Consider the following 25,569-nt stretch of genomic DNA (forward strand, 5'->3'; position numbering starts at 1 on the left):
TCACCGTCGGAGAACACCATGACAAGCCAGGTCACGGTTATTGGAATCGATGTTGCCAAGGAAACACTGAGCCTGTGCGATGCCCGCACCGGTGAGGTCTTCGAACTGCCCAACGAGGCCAGTGCGATCAAAGCCTGGCTCAAGACGCTGCCATCCAACTGCGCCATCGCAATCGAGGCAACGGGCATCTACCACGTGATGGTTGCCAGCCTGGCGCATGCCCGGAAGCACCGGATCTACATCATCAACGGCTTCCGCCTGAGCAACTATCGCAAGGGGATCGGTGGGCGAAACAAGGACGACCGTAGCGACGCCCAACTCCTGGCCCGCTACCTGTCCCATGAACAGGCGCAGTTGGAGCCCTGGCAGCCGCCGAGCAAGGTGTACTGCCGCTTGCAGGCGTTGCTGCACCGTCGAGCCGTGCTCGTCCGTAATGTCACGTCGCTGCGTCAGAGCTTCTCCCAGGACCCTATGCTGGCAAAGGCATTGAAGCCGGTCCTCAAGCGCATGGCTGTCCTGGAGCAACGCCTGGAGACGCAGATCCAGATCGCGCTGGAGGAGGCCGGGCTGAAGGAGCAGAGCAAGCGTTGCCAGGCCATCGAGGGTATCGGGCCACTGACGGCCGCAGCGCTGATCCTGGCGTTTCAGCGAGGGCATTTCCGCAACAGCGATGCCTTCATCGCGTTTCTGGGGCTGGATGTGCGACTCAAGGAGTCTGGCCGTTACAGCGGCCGGCGGAAGCTGACCAAGCAAGGCGATCCGGAAATCCGCCGGCTACTGCACAACGCCGCCATGGCTGCAACTCGCACCAAACGCTGGAGAGAGCTCTATCAGGGCTATTTGGCACGCGGGCTGAAGACAACCGAGGCCTTGACCGTCCTGGCCCGTAAACTCGCCAGAATCGCCTTTGCCCTGATGCAGACACAGACGACCTACCAACTCCGGGGATAAGCCGTTATTGACATAGAATCTCCTACGGGCGAGAACGCCATGCCTCCCAGCAAACTGTAGGAGCGGGCCCTGCCCGCGATTTCGCGCGCAGGGCGCGCTCCTACAGGGGAATGGCGCGGGTGAAGCGGCGTAGGCGGATCTCATCCGCGAATCGCGCCGCAGCCGCCGGCCATCGCGGACAAGGTCCTACGGGCGGGAACGCCATGCCTCCCAGCAAACTGTAGGAGCGGGCCCTGCCCGCGATTCGCGCGCAGGGCGCGCTCCTACAGGGGAATGGCACGGGCGGGAACGCCATGCCTCCTACAGCCTTCGTAGGATGGGTTGAGCGAAGCGATACCCATCACCAATGGCAGCATGGGTTTCGCAAGCTCAACCCATCCTACGAAAAGCACCTCGCGCGGCCGGCAAGGCAATTGCTCCAAACAAAAACGCCGCACCCGGTCACCCGGATGCGGCGTTTCCATTCGATCGCAGCGCGTGGCGCGCGGATCAATCCTCGCGGTAGCGGCGCAGGCGCAGGGCCTTGCCGGCGACGCGGGTGTCCTTGAGCTTGCCGAGCAGGCGCTCCAGGCCGTCTTCGGGCAGCTCGATCAGGCTGAAGGTCTCGCGGATCTGGATGCGGCCGATGGCCTCGCGGGACAGGCCGCCCTCGTTGAGGATGGCGCCCAGCAGGTTCTTCGCCGCCACGCCGTCGCGCGCGCCCAGGGCGGTGCGGCAGCGGGCCTTGCCTTCGGCCGGGGCGACCATCGGGCGGCGCTCGCCGGAGCGTTCGCCACGGTCACTGCGCTCACCGCGCTCGCCACGCTCGTAGCGGTCGCTGCGCTCGCGCGGGGCGGCCGGGGTCAGCGGTTGTTCGCGGCGCACCGATTCCAGGTCCAGGGCCTTGCCTTCGGTGAGCTTGGCCAGCAGCACCGCGGACAGGGTTTCTGCATCGGTGCCCAGGCGGCGGCACAGCTCATCGCGCACGGCGCCACGGGTGGCGACGGCGGTTTCCAGCAGCGGCTGCAGGCCGGCGGCCAGGCGCGCCAGGCGTGCTTCCAGCACGGTGTCGGCGTCGGGCAGGCGCACTTCGCCGACCTTCTGCCCGGTGACGCGCTCGATCACCTGCAACATGCGGCGCTCGCGCGGGGTCACCAGCAGCAGCGCGCGGCCTTCGCGGCCGGCGCGGCCGGTACGGCCGATGCGGTGCACGTAGGACTCGGGGTCGTACGGCATGTCGATGTTCAGCACGTGGGTGATGCGCGCCACGTCCAGGCCGCGGGCGGCCACGTCGGTGGCGATGACGATGTCCAGCGAGCCGTCCTTGAGCGACTCGATGACGCGCTCGCGCTGGGCCTGCGGGATATCGCCGTTCAGCGCGGCGGCGCGGTAGCCCTGGCGCTCGAGCAGCTCGGCGATGTCCAGGGTGGCCTGCTTGGTGCGCACGAAGCCGATCAGCGCGTCGAACTGCTCGACTTCCAGCAGGCGCAGGATGGAGGCGGCCTTCTGGTCGGCATGGACCATCAGGTGGACCTGCTCGATGCGCGCCACGGTCTGGGTCTTGGCGGCGATGCGGACGTGCTTGGGTTCTTTCAGGTGGCGTTCGGCGATACTGCGGATCGAGGCCGGCAGGGTCGCGGAGAACAGCACGGTCTGGCGGCTGGCCGGCATGGCCTCGAAGATCACTTCCAGGTCGTCCATGAAGCCGAGCTTGAGCATCTCGTCGGCCTCGTCGAGGACCAGGCGCTCGACGGTGCCCAGCAGGTTCTCGTCGCGGCGCAGGTGGTCGCACAGGCGGCCGGGGGTGGCCACCAGCACCTGGGCGCCCTGACGCAGGGCCTTGAGTTGCGGGCCCATGGGCGCGCCGCCGTAGACGGCGACCACGCCGACGCCGGGCATCTGCTTGGAGTAGGTTTCGCAGGCGGTGGCCACCTGCAGGGCCAGTTCGCGGGTCGGCACCAGGATCAGCATCTGGGGCTCGCGGCGGGTCGGTTCGATCTTCGACAGCAGCGGCAGGGCGAAGGCGGCGGTCTTGCCGGTGCCGGTCTGGGCCTGGCCGATCATGTCGTGGCCTTCGAGGATCACCGGGATCGACTGGGCCTGGATGGGCGATGGCTCTTCGTAGCCGACCGCGGCGATGGCAGCGAGGATATTGGAATGAATGCCGAGCGCGGCGAAGCCGCCGGTTTCCTGGGTCATGGGTTTTGCCTCTAAATACATCCGCAAAGACCCAATGGCCGAGCTGCGCATGCCCTGTACGACACTGAAGTCACCCAGGCAGCTGGAAGCGGGGATTTGCGAACTGAACTGTTGGAAGAATACGTCAAGGAAGTCCGCGGATGCGGATGCACAGCCAGAGCGTGCAGGCTCCGAAAGATGCGGTCCCGAACAGGGCCGTGACAGGCCGGCGCGTATCATACCGGAAAAATGCCGTCGATGTGCGGCTTTTCCGCTGTCGCTGGCCGAACGGTCAAGACTTGCACAATCGGCCACCCGCCGTCTATACCGAGCAGGGCCACCTGCCAGGAGCACGCGCCGTGAACCCTACCAGCGAACCCCGCGTCACCGTCACGCGCCGCGGCCACCTCCTGCTGCTGGGCCTGAACCGGCCGCAGAAGCGCAACGCCTTCGACCAGCGCATGCTCGACGAACTGATGCTGGCCCTGGGCGACTACGAACGCGACGACGACCTGCGCTGCGCGCTGATCGTCGCCCACGGCGAGCACTTCAGCGCCGGCCTCGACCTGGCCGACGTCAGCCAGCGCCTGCACGACGGCTGGCAACTGCCGGCCGGCGCGGTCGACCCCTGGGGCACCCTCGGCGGGCCGCGGCTGAGCAAGCCGCTGGTGGTCGCCGTGCAGGGCTACTGCTACACCATCGGCATCGAGCTGATGCTGGCGGCGGACATCTGCCTGTGCGCCAGCACCGCCCGCTTCGCCCAGATGGAGGTACGCCGCGGCCTGCTGCCCCTGGGCGGCGCCACCCTGCGCCTGCCGCAGGTGGCCGGCTGGGGCAACGCCATGCGCTGGCTGCTCAGCGGCGACGAGTTCGATGCCCACGAAGCCTGGCGCCTGGGCCTGGTGCAGGAAATCCACCCGCCCGAAGAGCTGCTGCCCGAAGCCCTGAAGCTGGCCGCGCGCATTGCCCGCCGCGCCCCGCTGGCCGTGCGCGCCACCCTGGCCTCGGCGCGGCGCGCCCAGGAACAGGGAACGGCGCAGGCCATCCGCGAATTGCCGCAGCAACTCAAGGCCCTGCTGGCCAGCGAGGATGCCCGCGAAGGCCTGCAGTCGCTGCTGGAAAGACGCGAAGGCAACTTCTCCGGCAACTAGCCCCGGCGCCCCGCCCTTCGCGACGACGCCCGCGCGCCTTCGCCGCACCCCGGCAAAGCGCTATATCGAAAGTATTAAATCGCCCCGCGAAGGCCGCCAATCGCCTTGAAAGCACCGGTGAATCGCCAGGGCGAAAACGACCAAACGACTATCTACAAGAGGCAATTTCGCCCTCCCGACAAAGCACGAAGACTGTGCCGGAAATCAGGAGAGGCGCTCTTCCCGCTGGCGGATCGAGGCTTCCCCTGAAACACCAGAGCCCGTCAGGGAGGAGCCCAACAAGATGTCTGGTCCCATTCGTGTATTCGCATTGTCTCTTCTGGTCGTTGCCATGTCGCTGCAAGGGTGCAGCAGCAAGGGCGGCCATCACAGCAGTGTCGCCAGTTCCGGGAGCGATTCCGGCCAGGGCGCCGGCGACGGCGGCTCGGGTAGCGGTGGCGATGGCAGCGGTTCCGGCGGTACTGGCGGCAACGGCAGCGGTGGCGACGGCGGGACCGGCGGCAACAACGGTGGCGGCGACGGCGGCAACAATGGCGGCGGAACCGGCGGTACCACTCCCAGCACCACCAGCACCATCCTCAGCAATACCGGCGAAGCGGTCAGCGCCCTGGGCAACACCGTCAACGGCGTCGGCGGCGTGGTCAAGGGCATTGACCTGCCGGTGGTCGGCAGTGGCGTGAGCGAAGGCGCCGGCAACGTCATCCAGGACGTCGGCCAGGGCGTGAACAGCCTGGGCAGCGGTATCACCAACGGCATCGGCCAGCTCGGCAGCAATCCCAATGCCCTGGGCACCACGGTCGCCGGCGCCACCGGCACGGTGAGCAGCGTCGGCAACGCGGTCAGCGACCTGGGCGGCACCGTCGCCGCAGTGGGCGCCAACACCCCGCTGAAGCCGGTGACCGCCACCCTGGGCGGCGTGGTCGATGGCGTCGGCGGACAGATCAGCATGCTCGGCGATTCCCTCAGCGGCGCCGTCACCAGCGGCCCGCTCAGCCCGCTGACCAAGCAACTCAGCGCCACCACCGCCGGCCTGGTCGGCCAGGTCGAGGGCGTGACCCAGCAGGTCGGCGCCACCACCGGCCTGGGCGCGCCGGTGAACAACCTGGTGACCACGGTCGGCGGCCTGGTGGGCCAGGTCGGCACCCAGCTCGGCAGCGCCACGCCGGTCCTCGCGCCGGTGGGCAGCGTCGTGACCAACGTCGGCGAGGCCGTGAGCGCGACGGGCGGCCTGGTCAACGCACCGGCCGGCAGCAGCCCCGGCAACCCGATCGGCGGGCTGCTCTCGGGCGTCACCGGCGCCCTGGGCGGCGCCACCGGCAGCAGCAATCCGGTCGGCGGCCTGCTCTCCGGCGTTACCGGCACCCTGGGCGGCGCCACCGGCAGCAGCAGCCCGGTCGGCGGCCTGCTCTCCGGCGTTACCGGCACCCTGGGCGGCGTCACCGGCGGCAGCAGCCCGGTCAGCGGCCTGCTCTCCGGCGTCACCGGCACCCTGGGCGGCGTCACCGGCGGCAGCAGCCCGGTCGGCGGCCTGCTCTCCGGCGTTACCGGCACCCTGGGTGGCGTCACCGGCAGCGTCGGCAGCAACGGCCTGGCCAGCAACGGCGGCCTGCTCGGCGGCACCCTGGGCACCGTGGGCGGCCTGCTGGGCGGCGTGACCGGCAGCCTGGGCGGCAAGTCCGGAAACTGACGGCAAGCCCGCCAAAGCGAACGGCGAAGGGTCGGCAACGGCCCTTCGCCCTTTCATTTAACGGCTTCAGGGAGAAGCCATGCGCAAGCTGACCGTAGTAACGCTGTTGTTAGCCAGCCCCCTCGCCTGGGCCGACCGCCCCATCCAACTGCCCGGTTCCGACATCGAACAGAGCCTGCCCAGGCCCAACCTGCCCGGCGGCGACGTGCGCCCCCACGCGCCGCGGGTCAGCACCCCGGCGGCCGCGCAGCCGCAGCAGTTGCTCGAACGGCGCATCCGCCTGCGGCGCATCGAAGTCGCCGGCGGCGGCCACTACCCCATCGCCACCTGGAAGCCCCTGTTGGAGCCGCTGACCCGCCGCGAGATCAAGATCGGCGAACTGGTGGCGGCGGCCAAGGCCATCACCCGGCGCTACCAGGACGACGGCTACCTCATTTCCTTCGCCTACGTGCCCAACCAGGATTTCCGCGGCGGCGTCGGGCGCATCATGCTGATCGAAGGCCACCTGCGCGAAGTGCGCAGCGCCGGCGACCTGGGCGTGCACCAGGCCCGCGTGGCGCGCTGGATCGAGCGCCTGAAGGCCGAGCGGCCGCTGACCCGCGCCAGCTTCGAGCGCTTCAGCGTGCTCATGAGCCGCATCCCCGGCCTGAAGATGGACATGGTCCTCAACCCGCCGACCACCACCGATGGCGGCGCCGTGCTGGAGATGCTCGGCAGGCACGAGATGGTCACCACCGGCGCCGACTTCGACTCGCGCCACGGCAACCCGCGCGGGCTGTTCAACGCCACCCTGGCCTCGCTGCTGGGCCATGGCGAACAGCTGCAGTTCAGCTACCTCTACCCGCCCGGCGACGACAAGGAGCACTACCGCGCCTGGAACTACAGCCAGTTGCTGGGCGACAACGGCCTGCAACTGATGGCCGGCTACAGCCACTACAACGCCAGCCTGGAAGACCGCGTGGTGATCGGCCCGCTGCAGTACGCGCGCAAGCGCGAGAACGAAAGGGTAAGCGCCGGCCTGGGCATCCCCGTGCTGCTGCGCCGCGACCTGACCTGGGACGTCAACCTGCGCGCCTACACGGTCGACGACAGCAGCCGCTACGACCTGCTGGCGCCGGCCACGCCCTACAGCGTGAAGCTGCGCAGCAAGTTGCGCGTGGTGGGCGTCGACACCCTGGTCCAGCAGTTCGCCGAGAAGCAGGCGCGCGCCGGCAGCCTGGCCGTCTACAAGGGCCTGAACGCCTTCGACGCGCAGAGCACCGCGCCGGCGAAGAAGGACTTCACCCGCGTGCTCGGCTTCGGCGCCCAGCAGAACCAGTTCGGCGAACGCATGCAGGGCGTGGCCAACGTCAGCTTCCAGTGGGCCCACGACAGCCTGCCGGACTCCGAGCAGATCACCTACGGCGGCGCCAACTTCGGCCGCGGCTACCCGGACGACCAGGCCACCGGCGACAAGGGCTGGGGCGCCTCCTACGAGGTGAACTACTCGTTCCTCTGGCAGAACAGGTGGATGAACCAGCTGCAGCCCTACCTGGTGGTGGACGGCGCGCGCACCCACTACAACGCCAACGGCCAGCCCGGCGCCAAGCTCGGTTCCGGCGCCGTCGGGGTGCGCTTCTCCAACCGCAAGCAGTACGTGCTGGGGGTGGAAGTGGCCAAGCCGTTCGCCGACCGCGCCATCGACAACGACGAGCGCAGCCCGCGGCTGAACCTGACGCTCAGCTACCAGCTCCCCTGAGCGGGCGCCCCGCCGCTACTGCGCGGGGCGCAGCGCGTCGATGTAGACGCCCAGGTCGTAGCCCAGGTCGCCCTGCAGGGCCTTGGCGCGCTTTTTCAGCCCGCGCGGCTCCAGGCTCTGCTCGACGTCGGCGGGCACGAAGACGATCACGTTGCCCTCCGGCACCGGGCATTCCAGGTAGTGGCGGTGGAAGCGCCCGCGCAGCAGGGCCGCGCCCAGCGGGCGGCCGTCGTCGGTGCTCCACTGGTTGATGATCAGCCAGCCGCCGGGGCGCAGCTTGTCGCGGCAGGCGCCGAGGAAGTCCCAGCCCAGGTGCGCCGGCGCCGGCCCGGTGTCGGTGTAAAGGTCGAGGAAGATCAGGTCGGCCGGCGCGCAGTTGCCCAGCTCCTCCACAGCATCGCCGATGCGCAACCGCAGGCGCGGCTCGTCCACCAGGCCCAGGTGCTCGCGGGCCAGGCGCGGGATCGCCGGGCGCAGCTCGACGGCCTCCGCCTCGTCCAGCGTCAGGTGCTTCAGGCAGGCCTGGGTCAGGCTGCCGGCGCCGAAGCCGAGGAACAGCGCGCGGCGCGGCGCGGGGTGGCACAGCGCGCCCAGCAGCATGGCGCGGGAATAGTCGTACTCCAGCCAGGCCGGGTCGCCGATGCGCACGCAGCTCTGCTCCACCTCCTCGCCGAACTCCAGGTAGCGGTAGCCGCCCTGCTCCACCACGCGGATCACCCCGTAGGCGTCGCGCTCCTCGGCTATCAGCAGGTCCTCGCTCATGCCCGGCGCCCCCGGCCACGGCAACGGGCGCCAGCGCGCGGCCGGCGATGCGGAAGGGTATTGGAAGGCAGGCTCTGGTACACGCGGGCTCTCCGCAGGGCAAGGACGGCGACGGCCGCGGGCTCATGGAAGGCGAAGGATACCAGCCCCGCCGCGCTGAAGGTGGCCGCGCCCGGTGTTACCATGGGCGACTACCCGCCATTGCCCCGCGAGCCCCCGATGAGCCAGACCTGGAGCCCCGACAGCTGGAGAAGCCGCCCCATCCAGCAGCAACCCGTCTACCCCGACGCCGCGCGCCTGCAGCAGGTCGAGCAGACGCTCGCTAGCTACCCGCCGCTGGTGTTCGCCGGCGAGGCCCGCGAGTTGCGCCGGCAGTTCGCCGAGGTCACCGCCGGGCGCGCCTTCCTGCTGCAGGGCGGCGACTGCGCCGAGAGCTTCGCCGAGTTCTCCGCGGCGAAGATCCGCGACACCTTCAAGGTGCTGCTGCAGATGGCGGTGGTGATGACCTTCGCCGCCGGCTGCCCGGTGGTGAAGGTCGGGCGCATGGCCGGGCAGTTCGCCAAGCCGCGCTCCTGCGGCGAGGAAACCGTGGGCGACCTGACCCTGCCGGCCTACCGCGGCGACATCGTCAACGGCATCGGCTTCGACGAGGCCAACCGCGTGCCGGACCCGCAGCGCCTGCTGCAGGCCTACCACCAGTCCACCGCCACCCTCAACCTGCTGCGCGCCTTCGCCCAGGGCGGCTTCGCCGACCTCCACGAAGTGCACCAGTGGAACCTCGACTTCATCGCCAACTCGGCCCTGGCGGAAAAATACAGCCAGCTCGCCGGGCGCATCGACGAAACCCTCGCCTTCATGCGCGCCTGCGGCCTGGACACGGCGCCGCAACTGCGCGAGGTGAGCTTCTTCACCGCCCACGAGGCGCTGCTGCTGAACTACGAGGAAGCCTTCATCCGCCGCGACAGCCTGACCGGCGGCTGGTACGACTGCTCGGCGCACATGCTCTGGATCGGCGACCGCACCCGCCAGCTGGACGGCGCCCACGTCGAGATGCTGCGCGGGGTGGGCAACCCCATCGGCGTCAAGGTCGGGCCGAGCATGGGCGACGAGGAATTGCTGCGGCTGATCGACATCCTCAACCCGGACAACGACCCCGGCCGCCTCAACCTGATCGTGCGCATGGGCGCCGACAAGGTCGGCGACGGCCTGCCGCGGCTGATCCGCACCGTGCAGCGCGAAGGCCGCCAGGTGCTGTGGAGCTGCGACCCGATGCACGGCAACACCATAAAGGCCTCCAGCGGCTACAAGACCCGCGACTTCGCGCGCATCCTCGCCGAGGTGCGGCAGTTCTTCGAGGTGCACAAGGCCGAGGGCAGCCACGCCGGCGGCATCCACATCGAGATGACCGGGCAGAACGTCACCGAATGCATCGGCGGCGCGCGGCCGATCACCGAAGCCGGGCTCAGCGACCGCTACCACACCCACTGCGACCCGCGGCTGAACGCCGACCAGTCGCTGGAGCTGGCCTTCCTCATCGCCGAGACGCTGAAGCAGGCGCGGCGCTGAGCCGACGAACGGCGCCCGCGCGCGGCGGGCGCCGGTTCAGACGCGCAGGTCCATGCCCTCGCGGAGGAAGCGCGGGGCGATGTAGCGGTCGTAATGGGCCTCGGAAAGCAGGAAGAACTCGCGGTCGATGGCATCGCGCAGCTCCGGCAGCGGCCGCTCGCGGAACTCCGGCAGCAGGGCCACGCCGTAGGCATCGAGGTTCTGGATCAGCCGCGAGCCGCGGGCGATCAGCTGGTAGGCCCAGCAGTACGGCGACTGCTCGGGGACGAAGCGGATCTGCCGCTGTTCCAGCTGGGCGCGCAGCCGCGGCGCGTCGAACACCTCCAGCTTGGCCACCATCACCTGCACCAGCAGCACCTCCAGGCGCTTCCACACCGCGCGCTTCTCCTCCTCGCCGTACAGGTTCCAGTTCACCACCTCGTGGTGGAAGCGCTTGCAGCCACGGCACACGAGGTCGCCGTAGACGGTGGAACAGAGGCCGACACAGGGGGTCTTGATGCGCTGGGAGGACATGGGCGGAACAGCTTCTTGAGGCATAAGGCAGTGCGGCATCTTAGCCCTTTGTCTAGGCAATATCACCCTTGCCCACCCAGCATTGCCGCTTACTTTCGGCAATGAATTCCAGTAGAATCGGCCCGCCTTTCACAAGGCGCAATGCCCGTTCGAAGCTGTTTTCAAAGCGTCACGAAGCACAGATTCCGGCAGCCGCGCGGTCTGGGCGCCCCCCTCAAGCGCCCAGTCCCCCTCGTCCCAGGCCCTCCGGCGTAAAACTTTGAAAACAGCTTCTGTCTGGAGGCTGCCGGTGCCGTCGTAGGTCCGTGGATTACCGTCCACCATGCCTGACGAATGGATCGGCGAGGTCTCCTGGATACGCGTCCCACGGGACCACTGATGAGGGAAATACTGTGCTTGAAGCCTACCGCAAACACGTAGAAGAGCGTGCCGCCCAGGGTGTCGTGCCCCAGCCGCTGAACGCCGAACAGACCGCCGGTCTGGTCGAACTCCTGAAGAACCCGCCGGCCGGCGAAGAAGAATTCCTCCTCGACCTGATCACCAACCGCGTCCCGCCGGGCGTGGACGAGGCCGCCTACGTCAAGGCCGGCTTCCTCTCCGCCGTCGCCAAGGGCGAAGCCACCTCCCCGCTGATCAGCAAGGCCCGCGCCGTCGAGCTGCTGGGCACCATGCAGGGCGGCTACAACATCGCCACCCTGGTCGAACTGCTGGACAGCGCCGAGCTGGCCGAAGTCGCCGCCGCGCAACTGAAGCACACCCTGCTGATGTTCGACGCCTTCCACGACGTTTCCGAGCGCGCCAAGAAAGGCAACGCCGCCGCCAAGGCCGTGCTGCAGTCCTGGGCCGACGGCGAGTGGTTCCAGGCCCGCCCGGCGGTCGCCGAGAAGATCACCCTGACCGTGTTCAAGGTGCCCGGCGAAACCAACACCGACGACCTGTCCCCGGCCCCCGACGCCTGGTCGCGCCCGGACATCCCGCTGCACGCCCTGGCCATGCTGAAGATGGCCCGCGACGGCATCGAGCCGGTACAACCCGGCGCCGTCGGCCCGCTGAAGCAGATCGAAGCGGTCAAGGCCAAGGGCTTCCCGGTCGCCTACGTCGGCGACGTGGTCGGCACCGGTTCGTCCCGCAAGTCCGCCACCAACTCGGTGCTGTGGTTCTTCGGCGACGATATCCCCTACGTGCCGAACAAGCGCGCAGGCGGCTTCTGCTTCGGCACCAAGATCGCCCCGATCTTCTACAACACCATGGAAGACGCCGGCGCCCTGCCGATCGAGTTCGACTGCACCAACCTGGCCATGGGCGACGTCATCGACGTGTACCCCTACGAAGGCAAGGTCGTGCGTCATGACAGCGGCGAACTGGTCACCACCTTCGAGCTGAAGACCCCGGTTCTGCTCGACGAAGTCCGCGCCGGCGGCCGTATCCCGCTGATCGTCGGCCGTGGCCTGACCGAGAAGGCCCGCGCCGAACTGGGCCTGGCCCCGTCCGAGCTGTTCAAGAAGCCCGAAGCCCCCGCCGACAGCGGCAAGGGCTACACCCTGGCGCAGAAGATGGTCGGTCGCGCCTGCGGCCTGCCGGAAGGCAAAGGCGTGCGTCCGGGCACCTACTGCGAACCGAAGATGACCACCGTCGGTTCCCAGGACACCACCGGCCCGATGACCCGCGACGAGCTGAAGGACCTGGCCTGCCTGGGCTTCTCCGCCGACCTGGTGATGCAGTCCTTCTGCCACACCGCGGCCTATCCGAAGCCGATCGACGTCAAGACCCACCACACCCTGCCGGACTTCATCATGACCCGCGGCGGCGTGTCCCTGCGTCCGGGCGACGGCATCATCCACAGCTGGCTGAACCGCATGCTGCTGCCCGACACCGTCGGCACCGGCGGCGACTCGCACACCCGCTTCCCGATCGGCATCAGCTTCCCGGCAGGTTCCGGCCTGGTGGCCTTCGCCGCCGCCACCGGCGTAATGCCGCTGGACATGCCCGAATCGGTCCTGGTGCGCTTCAAGGGCAAGCTGCAACCGGGCATCACCCTGCGTGACCTGGTCCACGCCATCCCCTACTACGCCATCCAGCAGGGCCTGCTGACCGTCGAGAAGAAAGGCAAGAAGAACATCTTCTCCGGCCGCATCCTCGAGATCGAAGGCCTGAACGACCTGACCGTCGAGCAAGCCTTCGAGCTGTCCGACGCCTCGGCCGAACGCTCCGCCGCCGGTTGCACCATCAAGCTGCCGGAACAGGCCATCGCCGAATACCTGAAGTCGAACATCACCCTGCTGCGCTGGATGATCGGCGAAGGCTACGGCGACGCCCGCACCCTGGAGCGCCGCGCGCAAGCGATGGAAGCCTGGCTGGCCAACCCGCAACTGCTGGAAGCCGACAAGGACGCCGAATACGCCGCGGTCATCGAGATCGACCTGGCCGACGTCAAGGAGCCGGTGCTCTGCGCCCCGAACGACCCGGACGACGCCCGCCTGCTGTCCAGCGTGCAAGGCCGCAAGATCGACGAGGTGTTCATCGGTTCGTGCATGACCAACATCGGCCACTTCCGCGCTGCCGGCAAGCTGCTGGACAAGGTCAAGGGCGGCATTCCGACCCGTCTGTGGCTGGCCCCGCCGACCAAGATGGATGCCCACCAGCTGACCGAGGAAGGCTACTACGGCATCTACGGCAAGGCTGGCGCGCGCATGGAAATGCCGGGCTGCTCGCTGTGCATGGGCAACCAGGCGCGCGTACAGACCGGTTCCACCGTGGTCTCCACCTCCACCCGTAACTTCCCGAACCGCCTGGGCGATTCCACCGACGTGTTCCTGGCGTCGGCGGAGCTGGCCGCCGTGGCTTCGATCATCGGCAAGCTGCCGACCGTCGAGGAGTACATGGCCTACGCGAAGGACATCGACAGCATGTCTGCCGATATCTACCGCTACCTGAGCTTCGACCAGATCGCCGAGTTCAAGGAAGCTGCTGCGAACGCCAAGATTCCGGTCGTTCAAGCCTAAGCCTTTCGGTGAGGAAAGCCCTGGCCGGTACGGCGGGGCTTTGAAAGGAATGCCGTTTCTTCCCCTGGGAGAAACGGCATTTTTTATTTGGGCTCCAGGCGCCTATGGCGTTATCTGCCGAATCGCGGGCGTAGGGGCAACTGTCTTGCAAGCCGCGCCAGGGGGCTCTTCGTAGGATGGGTTGAGCCTGCAATACCCATGCGGTGGCGCTGATGGGTATCGCTTCGCTCAACACCATCCTACGGGTCTCGTGCTTGCCGGCCACGCCGGACACCCCGGTGGCATGAACAGCCCCCAGGCATCCGATTCCCCTTGCACCCCGGCGCCGCCCGCTGCACCCTGTGCCCCCGGCAAAGCACCGACCCGCACCATGACCGACACCCCCGATCCCACCCGTTGCCCCCTCTGCGGCCAGCGCAACAGCTGCAGCCAGGCCGACCCGGACGCCGACGGGACGCTCTGCTGGTGCTTCCAGACGCGCATCGACCCCGCCGCCCTGGCCCGCGTCCCGCCGCAGCTGCTCGACCGCGCCTGCCTGTGCCCGCGCTGCGCGCAGAGCCTGCCGCCCGACGACGAACCCGCCTGATGCGCCTGGACCGCTTCCTCACCAACCTGCCCCGCTTCAGCCGCCAGGACGCGCGCCTGCTGCTGGCCGCCGGACGCCTGACGGTGGACGGCGCAGTGGTCCGCGACGGCCGCCACGAGGTGCGCGAGTTCAGCCGCGTGGAGCTGGATGGCGAGGTGCTGCAGGCCGGCCGCCCGGCGCGCTACTTCATGCTGCACAAGCCCGCCGGCTGCGTCAGCGCCACCCGCGACCCGGAGCACCGCACCGTGCTCGACCTGCTCGACGAGCCGGACAAGCACGAACTGCACATCGGCGGGCGGCTGGACTTCAACACCACCGGCCTGCTGCTGATCACCAACGACGGCCAGTGGTCGCGGCGCATGACCCTGCCCGGGCGCAAACTGCCCAAGGTCTACTACGTGGAGACCGAGCAGCCGATCGAGGCGCACTACGCCGAAGTCTTCGCCCGCGGCCTGTACTTCCGCTACGAGGACCTCACCACCCTCCCCGCGCAGCTGGAGATCCTCGCCCCGCGGGCGGCGCGCCTGACTCTCCATGAAGGCCGCTACCACCAGGTCAAGCGCATGTTCGGGCACTTCCAGAACAAGGTCACCCGCCTGCACCGCGAACGCATGGGCGGCCTGGCCCTGGACCCGCAGCTGGCGCCGGGCCAGTACCGCGCCCTGAGCGCCGCCGAGCTGGCCGCGCTGGGCTGAGGCCTGCCGTCCGGCATCGCGAATTGCAGGGGCGGCTCGGCCCCGACTAAGCTGCGAGGACGCCCGCGCATCGAAGGAATACGATGAAGATCCTGTCTTTCGCCCTGCTGCTGTTCAGCCTGGTCGCCCTCCCCGTCGAGGCCAACTCCAGCCACGCCTCGCCGCTCAACGACCTGCAGGCGGCGCTGAAGAAGCTCAAGCCCGGGCAGTTCCTCTGGTACCCGGAGATTTCCCCGCAGGGCCCGGTCACGGTGGTGGTCAGCCTCACCGAGCAGCGCGCCTACGTGTACCGCAACGGCATCGCCATCGGCGTGGCCACGGTCAGCACCGGCAAGCGCGGCAAGGAAACCCCCACCGGCGTGTTCACCATCCTGCAGAAGAAGGTGGAATACCACTCCGACCTGTACGACAGCGCGCCCATGCCCTACATGCAGCGCCTGACCTGGGACGGTATCGCCCTGCACGCCGGCAACCTACCCGGCTACCCCGCCTCCCACGGCTGCATTCGCCTGCCCATGGCCTTCGCCAAGAAGCTCTACGAGGTCACCGGCTTCAGCAACACCACGGTGATCATCTCCGACGCCAGGAGCTCGCCGGTGGAGGTCTACCACCCCGGCCTGCTCGCCCCGCAGGTGAGCGAAGGCAAGGCCAGCGGCCCGGCCAGCCCGGCGGTGGAGCCCTACTGGAGCGACCCGGGCGAAAGCCTCGGGCCGATCTCGGTGCTGATCAGCCGCGCCGACCGCCGCGCCTACGTGTACCGCGGCGGCACCCAGATCGGCAGCGCCCCGGTGGCCCTCGACAACCCCGGCGCGCGCACCGGCGTGGCGGCCTTCTCGCTGCTGGAGCGGCCCACCCCGGAACAGCTGGCCAGCGCCAGCCCCAACCTGCGCTGGAGCGCGGTACAAGTGAGCAACCCGCAGGCCGGCCTGACCCCCGCCGAACAGCTCGGCCAGTTCAGCATGGACGCGCACTTCCTGCACTCGCTGCTGCTGGCCATGGACGTCGGCAGCACCCTGGTCATCACCGACCTGCCGTCCAGCCGCGAGACGCGCAGCAACCCGGACTTCACGGTGATCACCACCAACGACCGACAAGCGGTACCGGCACCGGTCAAAAAATGAGCGAGAATCCCCCCTAATTTCGCGCACTTGCATGCGCAATCGAAAACAGACCTTAGGAAGTGACAAAGGGGGGAACGGCGCCATGCCGTCCATATCCACCGTCTGGGGGAAACTCCGGCCGCTGCTCGCCGTGGGCGCGCTCTACGCGCTCGGCAGCAGCCTCGCCCAAGCGGCGCTGCCCAGCGCCGAGGAACTCCACCGCCTGGCCCCGGCCACCAACCTGCAGGCCCTGCGCCTGGCGCTCAGCGCCTACCAGTGCGCCAACGCCGCGCAACTGGGCGGGCGCGACGAACTGCTGACCGTCATCGACTACTCCAAAGCCTCGCGCGACAAGCGCCTGTGGGTGTTCGACCTGCAGCGGCGCAAGCTGCTGTTCGAGGAGTGGGTGGCCCACGGCAAGAACAGCGGTGACGACCTCGCCACCTCGTTCTCCAACCGCCCGAACAGCTACCAGTCGTCCATCGGCCTGTACCAGACCGGCCAGACCTACCGCGGCAAGCACGGCCGCTCGCTGCGCCTGCTGGGCCTGGAGCCGGGCTTCAACGACAACAGCGAAGAGCGCGCCATCGTCATGCACGCGGCGGCCTACGCCGATCCCAAGGTGGTCCCCGGCCTCGGCCGCCTGGGCCGCAGCCAGGGCTGCCCGGCGGTGCGCCCGCAGGTGGCGCAGAAGCTGATCGACACCCTGCAGAAAGGCAGCTACGTGTTCGCCTATTACCCGCAGCAGGAATGGCTGAGCAACTCGCAATTCCTCGCCGGCGCCAGTTGCAGCGTGGCCAAGGCACAGAACCTGGGGCGCAGCGCCACCCTGGCCAAGCGCTGAGGCGCTTTTCGTAGGATGGGTTGAGCTTGCGATACCCATGCGGTCATGGTGATGGGTATCGCTTCGCTCAACCCATCCTACGGGCTTCTCCGCGATGGCCGGAGGTTCCGGCGCGGCTCGCGGATGAGATCCGCTCCTACGCTGCCCCACCCACGCCATTCCCATTGTAGGAGCGCGCCCTGCGCGCGATTTCGCGGGCAGGGCCCGCTCCTACAGGTTGCCGGGAAGCACGGTATTCCTCCCTCATAGGAGCGGACCTTGTCCGCGATAGCCGGACATCCCGGCGCGGTTCGCGGATAAGATCCGCTCCTACGCCGCCCCACCCACGCCATTCCATGTAGGAGCGCGCCCTGCGCGCGATTTCGCGGGCAGGGCCCGCTCCTACGGTGCCAGGAAGCACGGCTTTTCGTAGGATGGCGTTGAGCGAAGCGATACCCATCACCACGGCAGCATGGGTATCGCAAGCTCAACCCATCCTACGAAGAGCACCTCGGCGCAAGACAGTTGCTCCTACAGGTTGCCGGGAAGCACGGCATTCCTCCCCGTAGGAGCGGACCTTGTCCGCGATAGCCGGACATCCCGGCGCGGTTCGCGGATGAGATCCGCTCCTATACGCTGTCCACCTGCACCATTTCGCACCCTGCGCCGGGAAAAACGAACGGGGGCCGAAGCCCCCGTTTTTTACCTGACGCGCATTGCGCTCACTGCGCCGTCGCGTCCTGGCTGCCCGGGTTGACGATCACCGTGGTGGTGATGCCCGCCGCCAGCAGCACGCCTTCCGGCACTTCGTCGATGTGGATGCGCACCGGCACGCGCTGGGCCAGGCGCACCCAGTTGAAGGTCGGGTTGACGTCGGCGACCAGCTCGCGGCTTTCCGGGTTGTCGCGGTCGTAGATGGCGCGGGCGATGCTTTCCACGTGGCCCTTCAGGCGCTGGCCGCTCATCAGCTGCAGCTCGGCCGGGTCGCCCACGGCGATGTGCGGCAGCTTGGTTTCCTCGAAGTAGCCGTAGACCCAGTAGGAATTCTCGTCGACCACCGCCATCTTCGCCTCGCCGGCGCGGGCGTAGTCGCCGCGGTGCACGTTGAGGTTGGTCACGTAACCGTCCACCGAGGCGCGCACCTGGGTGCGCTCCAGGTTCAGCTTGGCGGCGTCCAGCGCGGCCAGGGCCTGCTGGTAGTCGGCCTCGGCGGCGGCGGCGGTGTTGCTGGCATCGTCCAGGCTCTCGCGGGACACCACTTCGTTGTCCATCGCGGCGCGGCGCCTGGCGTTGAGCTGGCGCATCTTCAGCGTGGCCAGGCGCGAGGCGACCTGGGCCTCGGCCTGCTTCACGGCGATGCGGTAGTGGTCGGGGTCGATCTGCATCAGCAGGTCGCCCTTCTTCACCTGCTGGTTGTCGCGCACCGGCACCTCGACCACCACGCCGGACACGTCCGGGGCGACGTTGATGATGTCGGCACGCACGCGGCCGTCGCGGGTCCAGGGGGTGTCCATGTAGTTCACCCAGAGGGTGCGGCCGATGAACACGGCGACCACCAGGATGATCAGGGTCGCCAGCAGGCTGAAGACGGATTTCAAGGTCATGGGTAACTGGCTCGTTATCGGTAGACGGTCAGGGACAGGCCGCCGAACAGGCAGGCGAACAGGCACACGCGGAACAGCGCCGGGTGCCAGGTGAAGCGGTACAGGCCGATGGAGGCGAAGACGCGGTCGATGCCCCAGCAGATCACCGCCGCGACCACGAAGAGCACGGTGAGGGTCGGCATGTAGACGCCGTGGAAGGCGATTTCCCGCGGCAGGTCGTCAAGCAGCATGGCTGGCGGTTCCTTGGCTGGCATCACGCAGCGGCGACTGCGGGTCGAGCAGCGTGGTGCGGATGAAGTGCAGGTAGCTGACCACCCGGCGCAGGGGCGAACTCTCGAAGTCCGGCGCGCACGGCTCCTCGGTGGCCTTGGTGGTGAGGATGGCATGTTCCACGGCGGCCAGGGCGCGCTCGCGGTTGGCCTCGCCCGGCTGCACGAACAGGCGGATCAGCGCGCGGCCCATGCTGCGGATGGCCTGGCGCCAGGGCATGGCCTCGGCGTAGCAGGGCTCGTCGGGCAGCCGCTCCTGCTCTTCGCGCAGCTCGATGATCGAGTGGCCCACTTCCAGCACCAGGAACATCCAGCGCAGCAGGCTGCGCTGCACGTCCGGGCGGCGCGCGGCGAGGCCGTAGGCCTGGTTCATCAGGTCGCGGGTGGCGCTCTCGAAGGTCGCGCCCAGGCCGGCGAGCCTGCCGCTGATGGCTTGCACCACGCGCATCCGCAGGTCCTTCTCCAGGCGCCGCCAGAGCCAGGCCGCGGTGGGCGGCAGGAGCACGCCGACCAGCACCGCCGCGGCGCCCTGCGAAAGCACCAGGGCGATGTACTCGTTGAGGGTGCGGCCGGCGTCGTAGACGGTCATGTTGGCCGGGATGGCGCCGAAGCAGAAGAAGATCAGCAGGCCCATGCCGTAGCCGGCATAGGCCGGTTTCACCGAGAGGTAGGCGCCGATCACGAACACCGGGGCGATGGCCACGCACAACAGCGGGAAGCCGTCCAGGTGGGGGAACACGAAGTAGGTCTCGGCGAAACCCAGGATGGCGGCGAAGAAGGTGCCCACGGCCATCTGCGCGGCCATCTTCGAGGGGTCCGGCGCGGCCGAGACCAGCGCCGCGACGGCGGCGGCGTTGAGCACGAAGGTGCTGCCGCTGGGCCAGGCGGTCTCGATCCAGAACACCCCGAACAGCAGCACCATCACCGCGGTGCGGCCGCCAGCCACCAGCGCGCCGACCAGGTTGGCCTTGGGCGAGAAACCGAACTTCCAGTTCTCCCGCTCGTGGCGGTGCTCGGCCAGCGAGGCATGCGTCAGGGTGTAGTCGTGCAGGTCGGCGACCAGCCGGTAGAGCAGCTCGCCGGCGGTGTTGAAGTCCAGCCGCTCGGAAACGTCCTCGACCTTCTCGCGCAGCCCGGCGCGGGCCTCGCGGATGCGCTGCATCATGTCCTGGCGCTGCGCCGCGATCTGCTCGGCGAGCACCGCCGCGTCGCTGTCGGTGAGCGGCTTGCCCTTCCACGGCTGGAGCATTTCCCGCAGCAGTTCCAGGCACGGCTCCAGGGCCTGCAGCACGCGCTGGCTGTCCTGGCCGCGCAGGCGTTCGAGCAACTGGTGCAGGGCGTGGTAGCGCGTGGTCAGCACCATGAACTCATTGTTCAGCCGCGCCAGGCGGCCGCCGCGCAGGCGCATGTGCGGGTCTTCGAACATGGTCGCGGTGCGCAGCGTCTCCAGGCCCACGGCCTGAGACACGAAGTTGACGTTGGCCGCCTCGAAGCGCTGGCGCTGGCCGCCGCCGAGGTTGTCGAGGACGAACCAGGCGAAGGCGCCGAAGCGCTGGTAGAGGGCGTTGCGCATGGCCGCGGCGGAGGTCTGCGGCAGCACCACGGCGCTGACCACGGTCGAGCAGAGGATGCCCAGGCTGATCTCCAGCACCCGCCATACCGCCGACATGAAGGCGGCTTCCGGGTGCTGGGTGGCGGGCAGGCCGATCAGCGTCGCGGTGTAGCCGGCCAGCACGCAGGCGTAGGAACGGAAGTCGCGGTAGCGCGCGGCGCCGGCGGTGCAGGCGCCGACCCACAGCGCCACCACCAGCAGGAACAGCACCCGCTCCTGGGCGAACACGGCGATCAGCGCCACCATCACCGTCAGCCCCACCAGAGAGCCGAGGATGCGGTAGAAGCTCTTGGCGAACACCTGGCCGCTCTGCGGCTGCATCACGATGAACACGGTGATGGTCGCGGTGCTCGGCTGCGGCAGCTCCAGGCGCATGGCCAGCCACAGGGTGAGCATGGCGGCGGTCAGCACCTTGGCGACGTAGACCCAGGTCACGCCGTCGCTGCGCGCCCACTCGAAGAAGGCGCGGCGCACCTCCTCCAGCGGCGAGCGGCTCGGCAGGGCTTGGCTGCTGGCCATCTCAGCGCTCGCTCAGCGGCCGCACGGAGACGGTCTCGGGGACCATCCTGTGCTCGCCCGGCGCGTCCTTGGCCGCCATCAGGCCGCCGCCCAGGGCCACCACCAGGCCGGCGTGGGTTTCCAGGCGCGCGGCCTGCACCTGCTGCAGGGTCAGCTGCTGCTGGAACAGGCGGGTCTGGGCGTTGAGCACGTTGAGGTAGTCGGTCAGGCCGCCGCGGTAGGCCTTGGTGGCGATGTCGTAGGTCTTCTGCGCGGAGGCCACCGCCTGCTCGGCGAGGCTCTGCTGCTTCTCCATCGAATGGGTGCGGATCAGTTGGTCGGAAACGCCCTTGAGCGCCCGCACCAGGGTCTGGTTGTACTGCGCCACGGCGGCGTCGTAGCCGGCCGACTCCTGGCCCAGCTGGGCGCGGCGGCGGCCGCCGTCGAAGATCGGCAGGGAAATCGCCGGGCCCGCGCTGTAGGTGAACTTGCGCGCGGTGATGAACTCCAGCATGCCGCCACCGACGGCGCTGTAGCCCAGGCTGGCGATCAGGTCGACGTTGGGATAGAACTCGGCGCGGGCCACGTCCACGCCCTTGGCCTGGGCGGCGACCTTCCAGCGCATGGCGACCACGTCCGGACGGCGGCCGACCAGTTCCAGCGGCAGCGCGCTGGGCAGCCCCGGCTGCTTCGCCAGGGCCAGCTTCGGCCGTACCAGCGCGGCGCCGGCGCCCGGGCCCTTGCCGGCCAGGGCGGCGATCTGGTTGCGCGACAGGGCGATGGCTTCCTCGATGGCGTCGATCTTGCGCTTGGTCTCCGGCAGCGGCACCTCGGCCTCGCTGACCTCGAACTGGGTGCCCAGGCCCCCGGCCAGGCGGCGCTGGGCCAGGGAGAGAATCTGCTGCTGCTGTTCCAGCATGGCCTCGGCGATGTCCAGCTCGGCGTATTGCAGCGACATCTGGATGTAGGCGCGGACGAGGTTGCTCTCCAGCTCCAGCTGGGCCATGCGCGCCTCGGCGGCGGTCATGTAGGCCACGTTCATGTAGCGCTCGGTGTTGCTGCGCTCGCGGCCCCAGAGGTCTAGGTTGTAGGAGAAGCCCAGGGAAGCGTTGTTGTTCCAGCTGGTGGTGTCGGCCAGGTCGCCCGGGCCGTAGAAGTAGTCGGTGGGCCACTTGTGACGGGTCAGCGAAGCATCCGCGCCGACCTGCGGCGACTCGGCGGACTCGGCCACCCCGGCCATGGACAGCGCCATGCGCACCCGCGCCTCGGCTTCGGCCAGGCTCGGGCTGTTGTCCAGGGCGGTTTGCACCCAGGTGTTCAACTGCGGGTCGCCAAAAGCGCGCCACCACTGCTCGGCCGGCCACTTCGCATCGCGGTTGGCGGACTGGATGGCGGCATCGGTGGCCAGTTGGTCATTGCCCAGGCGCTGTTCCTGCGGGGCGATGCCATGGGTACTGATGCAACCGGCAATTGTTGAGAAAACGACAAAGGAGCCGACGAACGCCAGTCCTTTCACGAGGTGACGCGACACGATTGAGGATCCTGGAGGGTGAGCTTGCTGTTTCAGCGTAGAGGATGCCGAAGAAACCATTCGGGCGAGTAAATTCTAGGGAGACGCGGCGAAACGGATAAGACGGCCAATTTGTGAATCTTTATTACCGATAATGAAATAATGTGGCCGGATGTCTCATGTGACAATAAGCCACCCTGTCGTTCCCGAGGGCTCCGAATGGACACTCTGCAAACCATGCGCGCGTTCGTCTGCGTGGCCGAGACCGGCAGCTTCACCGCCGCGGCCCAGCAGCTGGGCACCACCACCGCCTACGTCTCGCGCGCCGTGGCCAACCTGGAAACCCACCTGCGCGCGCGCCTGCTCAACCGCACCACCCGGCGCATCGCGCTGACCGAGGCGGGCCAGCGCTACCTGCTGCGCTGCGAGCAGATCCTCGCCTACGTCGAGGAAGCCGAAGCCGAGGCCGGCGACGCCCACGCCCGCCCCGCCGGGCGCCTGCGCGTGCACTCGATGACCGGCATCGGCCAGCACTACGTGATCCGCGCCATCGCCGGCTACCGCCAGCAGCACCCGGAAGTCAGCTTCGAACTGACCATGGCCAACCGCGTGCCCGACCTGCTCGACGAAGGCTTCGACGTGGCCATCGTGGTCGCCACCGAGCTGCCCGACTCCGGCCTGGTGTCGCAGCGCATCGGCGAGACCTACAGCATCCTCTGCGCCTCGCCCTCCTACATAGAGGCCCGCGGCGCGCCACGCACCCCCAGCGACCTGGTCAACCACGACTGCCTGCGCCTGGTCAGCCCGGTGCTGGCCCTGGACAAGTGGCTGTTCGACGGCCCCAACGGCCAGGAAATGATCACCGTCGGCCCGCCGACCTTCCAGGTCAACGTCGGCGACGCCATGACCGAGGCCATCCGCTGCGGCATGGGCATAGGCGCGCTGCCGGTCTACTCGGCGCTGGAAGGCCTGGAGGACGGCTCGCTGGTGCGCGTGCTGCCGCACCACAAGCTGCAACTGCTCAACGTCTACGCCCTGTACCCGTCGCGGCAGTACCTGGACGCCAAGATCAAGACCTGGGTCGGCTACCTGCGCGAGAACCTGCCCGGCGTGCTGCAGGCCGACGAGGCCGGCATGGCCCGCCCGCACCTGGCCTAGCCCGAGCCCGCGCGGCTTTGGCCGCGCGATAACCGCCCCGCATCCTCGCCGCCGGGGCCGCCGGGCTTGCCAAGGGCGGTGGCGGGGATGCTAGGGTTGCGCTCCCGTCTGTCAGTCGTTGCCTTCCCCACCATGAAAAAGAACGTCTTCGTCTTCAGCCGCCTGGCGCCCGAACACCTCGACCGCCTGCGCGCGCAATTCAACGTCACCGTGCTCGACCCGAAACTGGGTGACGTCGACGCCCAGTTCGCCGCCGCCCTGCCCCAGGCCCACGGCATGATCGGCGTCGGCCGACCGCTGGGCGAGAAGCAGCTGGCCCAGGCCGGGCAGCTGGAAGTCATCTCCAGCGTCTCGGTGGGCTACGACAACTACGACCTGGCCTACCTGAACCAGCGCGGCATCGCCCTGACCAACACCCCGGACGTGCTCACCGAAACCACCGCCGACCTCGGCTTCGCCCTGATCATGGCCGCCGCCCGGCGCACCGCCGAGCTGGACGCCTGGACCAAGGCCGGGCAGTGGAAGCGCACCGTGGACGCGCCGCTGTTCGGCGTCGACGTGCACGGCAAGAAGCTCGGCATCCTCGGCCTGGGCCGCATCGGCGCGGCCATCGCCCGCCGCGGCCGCTTCGGCTTCAACATGGACGTGCTCTACCACGGCAACAACCGCAAGCCGGAGCTGGAGCAGGAACTGGGCGCGCGCTACTGCGGCTTCGACGAACTGCTCGGCGAGGCCGACTTCGTCTGCGTGGTGGTGCCACTGTCCGACGCCACCCGCAAGCTGATCGGCAAGCGCGAGCTGGAGCTGATGAAGCCCAGCGCGATCCTGGTCAACATCGCCCGCGGCCAGGTGATCGACGAAGCGGCGCTGGTAGAAGCGCTGCAGGAAAAACGCATCCTCGCCGCCGGCCTGGACGTGTACGAGAAGGAGCCCCTGGCCGAATCGCCGCTGTTCGCCCTGCCCAACGCCGTGACCCTGCCGCACATCGGCTCGGCCACCCACGAAACGCGCCTGGCCATGGCCGAATGCGCCCTGGAGAACTTCGAGACGGCGCTGCGCGGCGAGCGGCCGAAGAACCTGGTCAACCCGCAGGTGTGGAAGGGCTGATCGCGGACGAAGTCCCTACAGGCCACACCGGGATGCTCTTCGTAGGATGGTCTTGAGCGAAGCGATACCCATCGCCGCGACCGCATGGGTTTCGCACGCTCAACCCATCCTACGAAGAGCCGCCTGCCCCGCCGCAACCGGCTTCGGCTTGCGGAACACCAGCACGTTGCCGGCCATCACCAGCGCCAGCCCGGTCAGGGCCGGCGCGCTCCACTGGTAGCCCTCCATGAACGCCGAGACGTTCAGCGCCACCACCGGGAACAGCACGGTGCAGTAGGCCGCGCGCTCCGGCCCCATGCGCCCGACCAGGGTCAGGTAGGCGGTGAAGCCGATCACCGAACCGGGAATCGCCAGGTACAACAGCGAACCGACGTAGCGCGGGCTGCCGTCGAAGGTGAAGGGCACGCCCTGCACCAGGCAGATCGCCAGCAGGATCAGCGCGCCGTAGAGCATGCCCCAGGCGTTGGTGCTCAACGGGCGCAGCCCGGCCTTCTGCTGCAGGCTGGAGAGCAGGTTGCCGGCGGAGAAGCACAGCGTGCCCAGCAGGGCCAGGCCCAGGCCGTAGAGGGTCTCGCGGCTGGCGGCGTGGCCGCTCAGCTCCGGCCAGAACAGCAGGGCCAGGCCGAGCAGCCCCAGGGCGCCGCCGCCGGCGACGTTCGGCGCGATGCGCTGGCCGAAGAAGATGCGCGCATTCAGCGCGTTCCACAGGGTGGCGGTGGAGAACACCACGGCGATCAGCCCGCTGGGGATCCACTGGCTGGCGGTGTAGAAGCACAGGAAGTTCACGCAGAACAGGCACAGGCCCTGGGCCAGGCACAGCGCCTGGCCACGCCGGCCCAGCGGCTGCAGGCGGCGGCTGAGCAGGAGAATGGCGAACAGCACCAGCGCCGCCAGGGCAAAGCGGTAGGCGATGGACAGCGCGATGGCGACCTCGCCGACCTGCAGCTTGATGGCGATCCAGGTGGTGCCCCAGATGAGCACCGTGAGCAGGTAGAGCGACAGGTTCATGGCTGGCCTCCGGTCATGGGAAGCCAGTGTCCGCCCGCGCGCCCGGGCGCCGCTTGCAGATTCTTGCGCTTA

The 25,569-nt window shown here is 68.6% G+C and carries 19 protein-coding genes and 1 pseudogene; 12 read left to right on the top strand and 8 right to left on the bottom strand.

Going from position 1 to position 25,569, the window contains the following annotated elements:
• The first annotated feature begins 18 nt into the window (after positions 1-18).
• A complete protein-coding gene (locus RN02_RS16820; protein ID WP_043315447.1) occupies positions 19-951 on the top strand; it encodes an IS110 family transposase in 933 nt (310 codons plus the stop codon).
• A 489-nt stretch (positions 952-1,440) separates the two neighbouring features.
• Here RN02_RS16820 and RN02_RS16825 read toward each other — a convergent pair.
• Positions 1,441-3,164, bottom strand: a pseudogene (locus tag RN02_RS16825) (DEAD/DEAH box helicase).
• Positions 3,165-3,467: 303 nt separating this feature from the next.
• On the opposite strand from RN02_RS16825, the gene RN02_RS16830 reads away from it, so the two are divergent.
• The 3 genes from RN02_RS16830 (at position 3,468) to RN02_RS16840 (ending at position 7,684) form a co-directional block, all read left to right on the top strand.
• Positions 3,468-4,259: a crotonase/enoyl-CoA hydratase family protein gene (locus RN02_RS16830; RefSeq protein WP_009619097.1), complete on the top strand. Its 792-nt coding sequence runs from the start codon at positions 3,468-3,470 to the stop codon at positions 4,257-4,259.
• A 331-nt stretch (positions 4,260-4,590) separates the two neighbouring features.
• Positions 4,591-5,946 (top strand): collagen-like triple helix repeat-containing protein, encoded by a 1,356-nt coding sequence (locus RN02_RS16835; RefSeq protein WP_236695195.1) that lies wholly within the window; start codon positions 4,591-4,593, stop codon positions 5,944-5,946.
• A gap of 79 nt (positions 5,947-6,025) precedes the next feature.
• Positions 6,026-7,684: a ShlB/FhaC/HecB family hemolysin secretion/activation protein gene (locus RN02_RS16840; RefSeq protein WP_043315410.1), complete on the top strand. Its 1,659-nt coding sequence runs from the start codon at positions 6,026-6,028 to the stop codon at positions 7,682-7,684.
• Between the two features lie 15 nt (positions 7,685-7,699).
• Here the strand turns inward: RN02_RS16840 and RN02_RS16845 are convergent, their stop codons facing one another.
• Positions 7,700-8,446 (bottom strand): spermidine synthase, encoded by a 747-nt coding sequence (locus tag RN02_RS16845; RefSeq protein WP_043315411.1) that lies wholly within the window; start codon positions 8,444-8,446, stop codon positions 7,700-7,702.
• A 219-nt stretch (positions 8,447-8,665) separates the two neighbouring features.
• Here RN02_RS16845 and RN02_RS16850 point away from each other — a divergent pair, with 219 nt between their 5' ends.
• Positions 8,666-10,012, top strand: coding sequence for a class II 3-deoxy-7-phosphoheptulonate synthase (locus tag RN02_RS16850; protein ID WP_043266971.1), 1,347 nt, complete (start codon positions 8,666-8,668; stop codon positions 10,010-10,012).
• 36 nt (positions 10,013-10,048) lie between these two features.
• Here the strand turns inward: RN02_RS16850 and RN02_RS16855 are convergent, their stop codons facing one another.
• The gene (locus RN02_RS16855; protein ID WP_009619092.1) at positions 10,049-10,525 is read right to left on the bottom strand and encodes a DUF1289 domain-containing protein; all 477 of its coding nucleotides are present in this window, start codon (positions 10,523-10,525) and stop codon (positions 10,049-10,051) included.
• A gap of 392 nt (positions 10,526-10,917) precedes the next feature.
• Here RN02_RS16855 and acnB point away from each other — a divergent pair, with 392 nt between their 5' ends.
• The 5 genes from acnB to RN02_RS16880 all read left to right on the top strand — a co-directional run bounded on the left by acnB (position 10,918) and on the right by RN02_RS16880 (position 16,752).
• Positions 10,918-13,527, top strand: a complete 2,610-nt coding sequence (gene acnB, locus RN02_RS16860) for a bifunctional aconitate hydratase 2/2-methylisocitrate dehydratase (protein ID WP_009619091.1) — start codon at positions 10,918-10,920, stop codon at positions 13,525-13,527.
• Between the two features lie 370 nt (positions 13,528-13,897).
• Entirely contained in the window at positions 13,898-14,113 is a 216-nt protein-coding gene (locus RN02_RS16865; RefSeq protein ID WP_009619090.1) for a cysteine-rich CWC family protein, read from the top strand.
• Complete coding sequence (locus tag RN02_RS16870) at positions 14,113-14,808, top strand: pseudouridine synthase (protein ID WP_043266974.1); 696 nt, start codon at positions 14,113-14,115, stop codon at positions 14,806-14,808. The genes RN02_RS16865 and RN02_RS16870 overlap by 1 nt, the downstream gene beginning before the upstream one ends.
• Positions 14,809-14,891: 83 nt before the next feature.
• Entirely contained in the window at positions 14,892-15,929 is a 1,038-nt protein-coding gene (locus RN02_RS16875) for a L,D-transpeptidase (RefSeq protein ID WP_009619088.1), read from the top strand.
• An 82-nt stretch (positions 15,930-16,011) separates the two neighbouring features.
• Entirely contained in the window at positions 16,012-16,752 is a 741-nt protein-coding gene (locus tag RN02_RS16880; RefSeq protein ID WP_043315412.1) for a murein L,D-transpeptidase catalytic domain family protein, read from the top strand.
• Between the two features lie 701 nt (positions 16,753-17,453).
• On the opposite strand, the gene RN02_RS16885 is transcribed toward RN02_RS16880, so the two are convergent.
• Genes RN02_RS16885 through RN02_RS16900 form a run of 4 tightly spaced genes read right to left on the bottom strand, consistent with a single transcriptional unit; the run spans position 17,454 to position 22,245 of the window.
• Positions 17,454-18,335 (bottom strand): efflux RND transporter periplasmic adaptor subunit, encoded by an 882-nt coding sequence (locus RN02_RS16885; protein ID WP_009619086.1) that lies wholly within the window; start codon positions 18,333-18,335, stop codon positions 17,454-17,456.
• A 14-nt stretch (positions 18,336-18,349) separates the two neighbouring features.
• Positions 18,350-18,550, bottom strand: a complete 201-nt coding sequence (locus tag RN02_RS16890; protein ID WP_024128300.1) for a DUF1656 domain-containing protein — start codon at positions 18,548-18,550, stop codon at positions 18,350-18,352.
• Between the two features lie 4 nt (positions 18,551-18,554).
• The gene (locus RN02_RS16895; RefSeq protein WP_043315413.1) at positions 18,555-20,735 is read right to left on the bottom strand and encodes an FUSC family protein; all 2,181 of its coding nucleotides are present in this window, start codon (positions 20,733-20,735) and stop codon (positions 18,555-18,557) included.
• Position 20,736: 1 nt separating this feature from the next.
• Positions 20,737-22,245 carry an efflux transporter outer membrane subunit gene (locus RN02_RS16900; protein ID WP_009619080.1) on the bottom strand — a complete coding sequence of 503 codons (1,509 nt, stop codon included), beginning with the start codon at positions 22,243-22,245 and terminating at the stop codon, positions 20,737-20,739.
• Between the two features lie 198 nt (positions 22,246-22,443).
• On the opposite strand from RN02_RS16900, the gene RN02_RS16905 reads away from it, so the two are divergent.
• Positions 22,444-23,382: a LysR family transcriptional regulator gene (locus RN02_RS16905; protein WP_009619078.1), complete on the top strand. Its 939-nt coding sequence runs from the start codon at positions 22,444-22,446 to the stop codon at positions 23,380-23,382.
• A 132-nt stretch (positions 23,383-23,514) separates the two neighbouring features.
• Positions 23,515-24,489, top strand: coding sequence for a 2-hydroxyacid dehydrogenase (locus tag RN02_RS16910; protein WP_043266978.1), 975 nt, complete (start codon positions 23,515-23,517; stop codon positions 24,487-24,489).
• Between the two features lie 99 nt (positions 24,490-24,588).
• Here RN02_RS16910 and RN02_RS16915 read toward each other — a convergent pair whose 3' ends face one another.
• A complete protein-coding gene (locus tag RN02_RS16915; RefSeq protein WP_043315414.1) occupies positions 24,589-25,497 on the bottom strand; it encodes a DMT family transporter in 909 nt (302 codons plus the stop codon).
• Positions 25,498-25,569 lie beyond the last annotated feature (72 nt).

The organism is Pseudomonas sp. PI1, assembly GCF_000812405.1.
Classification (GTDB): domain Bacteria; phylum Pseudomonadota; class Gammaproteobacteria; order Pseudomonadales; family Pseudomonadaceae; genus Pseudomonas; species Pseudomonas citronellolis.